2 protein-coding genes and 1 riboswitch are annotated in these 2,915 nt (G+C 70.0%); both genes read left to right on the plus strand.

Annotation, left to right across the window (positions count from 1 at the left end; genetic code table 11):
• The first annotated feature begins 125 nt into the window (after positions 1-125).
• Entirely contained in the window at positions 126-662 is a 537-nt protein-coding gene (gene rlmJ / locus PHC73_RS13300) for a 23S rRNA (adenine(2030)-N(6))-methyltransferase RlmJ (RefSeq protein ID WP_300129223.1), read from the plus strand.
• 206 nt (positions 663-868) lie between these two features.
• Positions 869-1,072: riboswitch (cobalamin riboswitch) on the plus strand.
• A gap of 128 nt (positions 1,073-1,200) precedes the next feature.
• Positions 1,201-2,915 (plus strand): TonB-dependent vitamin B12 receptor (gene btuB / locus PHC73_RS13305; protein ID WP_300129221.1); only part of this gene is annotated, 1,715 nt, incomplete at its 3' end.

The raw sequence follows: 2,915 nt of genomic DNA on the forward strand, positions 1-2,915 counted from the left end.
AATACCGGCACGGCATCGTGCGCTTGCTGGAGGCACCGGGACCGCTGCCTGACGCGCTGGCCGATTACCTCACCGTGATCCGCCCGCTGCTCGGCGACGGCCTGCGCCGCTAGCCGGGTTCGCCGCTGATCGCCGCCGCCCTGGCGCGGCCGCAGGACCGGCCGGTGGCCTGCGAACTGAATCCGCTCGAATTTTCCGCCCTGGATGCCGCCTGCCGCGGCATCCGGCAGATCAGCGTCCAGCAAACCGACGGCTACCAGGCGCTGAAGGCCCTGCTGCCGCCGCGCGAGCGGCGCGGCCTTGTGCTGATCGATCCGCCCTACGAGCAGCCTGGCGAATTCGCCCGTCTGCCGCGCGAGCTGCTGGCCGCCCACAAGCGCTTTTCGACCGGCATCTACGCGCTGTGGTATCCGCTCAAGGACGAGGCGCCGGTGGCAGGCCTCAAGCGCGCGCTCGAAGCCGCCGGCCTGCGGCGCCTCCTCGAAGTCGAACTACGCCTCACGCCGCTGCTGCAGGGCGGCATCCTGCACGGCTGCGGCATGCTGGTGCTGAACCCGCCCTGGGGCTTTACCGAGCAGATGCAGGCCGCCATGCCGACGCTGGCGGCCATCCTGGCGCCCGGCAGCGGCGAGGCGCGCGTTCGCTGGCTGGTGCCGGAATGAGACGCGTCAGCCTCGATTGACGGCGCCCACGGCGCCGCCTACCATCCGCGCTGCTTCGTGGTGTCCCTTGTAGAGACGCTTCGAAACGCCATCCTTGGCGTTTCGAAGCTCGCCCAGTGCGGTACACGCCCGCGCTGGGCTCCGTGAGCCGAGGGCCTAGCCCTCGGCTCACGTCGGGGCGTCCTTGCCCCGCACGGGAAGCTTGCGTTTTCGCAGCTTCCCGGGGCACTCGCCCAGGGATGAAACGGGAAGCCGGCGCGTTCTTCGGAACAATTCCGGCACTGCCCCCGCAACGGTAAGCGAGTCGAGCTGCGGCCTCACGCCACTGTGCCTTCGGGCATGGGAAGGCGCCGCAGTCGGGTCATGCCCACTCGCAAGTCCGGAGACCGGCCCGAAGCGCTATGGTCGGCATTGCGGTGGGCGATGCGCCGGACAGGTCGTGCCGTCCCGCGGCCGGCCGCGCCGCGCGTTTCCTCCTGCTTGCCGGTTTTTCAACCATCCCAGCTCTCACGCGGGTGAGCGCGAGCAGGAGTTCCCGATGACGCACAAAGGCAAAGCCGGTCTGCTGGCCGGACTGTCGTTTCTTTCCGTGGCCGCCGTGCAGGCGGCCGAAGACGAGCCGCTGACCATCAACATCACCGCCGGCCGCACGCCGCAGTCGAACGTGGACACGCTGGCCTCGGTGACGGTGATCGACCGCGCCGAAATCGAGCGCCTGCAGGCGCGTTCGGTGCCCGAAGCGCTGCGCGGCGTGCCGGGGCTTGGCATCAGCAGCAACGGCGGCGCCGGCAAGGCCACCTCGGTGTTCCTGCGCGGCACCGAGTCCGACCACGTGCTGGTGCTGGTGGACGGCATCCGCATCGGCTCGGTCACGCTCGGCACGGCCTCGTTCCAGGACATCCCGATCGACCAGGTGGAGCGCATCGAGGTGGTGCGCGGACCGCGCTCGTCCCTGTACGGCGCCGATGCCGTCGGCGGCGTGATCCAGATCTTCACCAAGAAGGGCGGCGGTGCGCTCACGCCACGCCTGAGCCTCAGCGGCGGCAGCCACGCCACGCAGGATTACAGCGCGGGTCTGTCCGGCGGCGGTGCGCGTGGCTGGTTCAACATCGGCGCCAGCCACCTCGAAACGCTGGGTTTCAACGCCTGCGATCCACGCTCGGCCCGGCTCGGCGCCGGCTGCTACGTGCACGAACCGGACGACGACGGCTACCGCAACACCGGCGTGTCGGCCCGCGCCGGCTATCGCCTCACGGACACCCTGAGCGCCGAGGTGCACTACCTGCGCGGCGACGGCGAGAACGAGTACGACGGCAGCCAGTACGCCGGCAACAGCAGCGATTTCGTGCAGGACGCGCTCGGCACGCGCCTGGACTGGCAGCTGCTGCCGGCCTGGCACATGAGCCTGTCCGGCGGGCGCAGCCGCGATCTCGCCGACAACTATTTCGACGGCGTGTTCAACGACAGCTTCGATTCCGAGCGCTACAGCGCCAGCTGGCAAAACGACATCACGCTGTCCGCCGGCCAGCGCCTGACGCTCGGCGCCGACTGGCTGGACGACCGCGTGTCGGCCACCACCGACTATGCCCAGGATTCGCGCGACAACGCCGCCGGCTTTGCCCAGTACCTGGGCCGCTTCGGCACGCAGGACCTGACGCTCGCCGTGCGGCGCGACGACAACCAGCAGTACGGCGGTCACACCACCGGCTCGGTCGCCTGGGGCTGGCGCCTCGCACCGGACCTGCGCGTGATGGCGTCCTGGGGCAGCGCCTTCAAGGCGCCGACCTTCAACGAGCTGTATTTCCCCGGCTTTGGCAACGCCAACCTGCAGCCGGAGGAATCGGACAGCTACGAACTCGGCCTCGCCGGCCAGCACGCCGGCATCGACTGGTCGCTGAACGCCTACCAGACGCTGATCGACCAGATGATCGGCTTCGACGCGAGTTTCACCCCGGTGAACATCGCCAAGGCGCGCATCCGCGGCCTGGAAGCGATCGCCGGCACGCGCCTGGCCGGCTGGGACCTGGCCGCCAACGTGTCGCTGCTCGACCCCGAAAACCGCGGCCACGACGCCAACCGCGGCAACTGGCTGCCGCGCCGCGCCAAACAGATGGCGCGCCTCGATGCCGACCGCCGCTTCGGCCGCTGGCGCCTGGGCACCAGCCTGTACGGCGAGGGCAAGCGCTACGACGATCTGGCCAACCGCCACCGGTTGGGCGGCTACGTGACCGTGGACCTGCGCCTGGCCTACGC

The organism is Immundisolibacter sp. (assembly GCF_028696615.1).
Classification (GTDB): Bacteria; Pseudomonadota; Gammaproteobacteria; order Immundisolibacterales; family Immundisolibacteraceae; genus Immundisolibacter.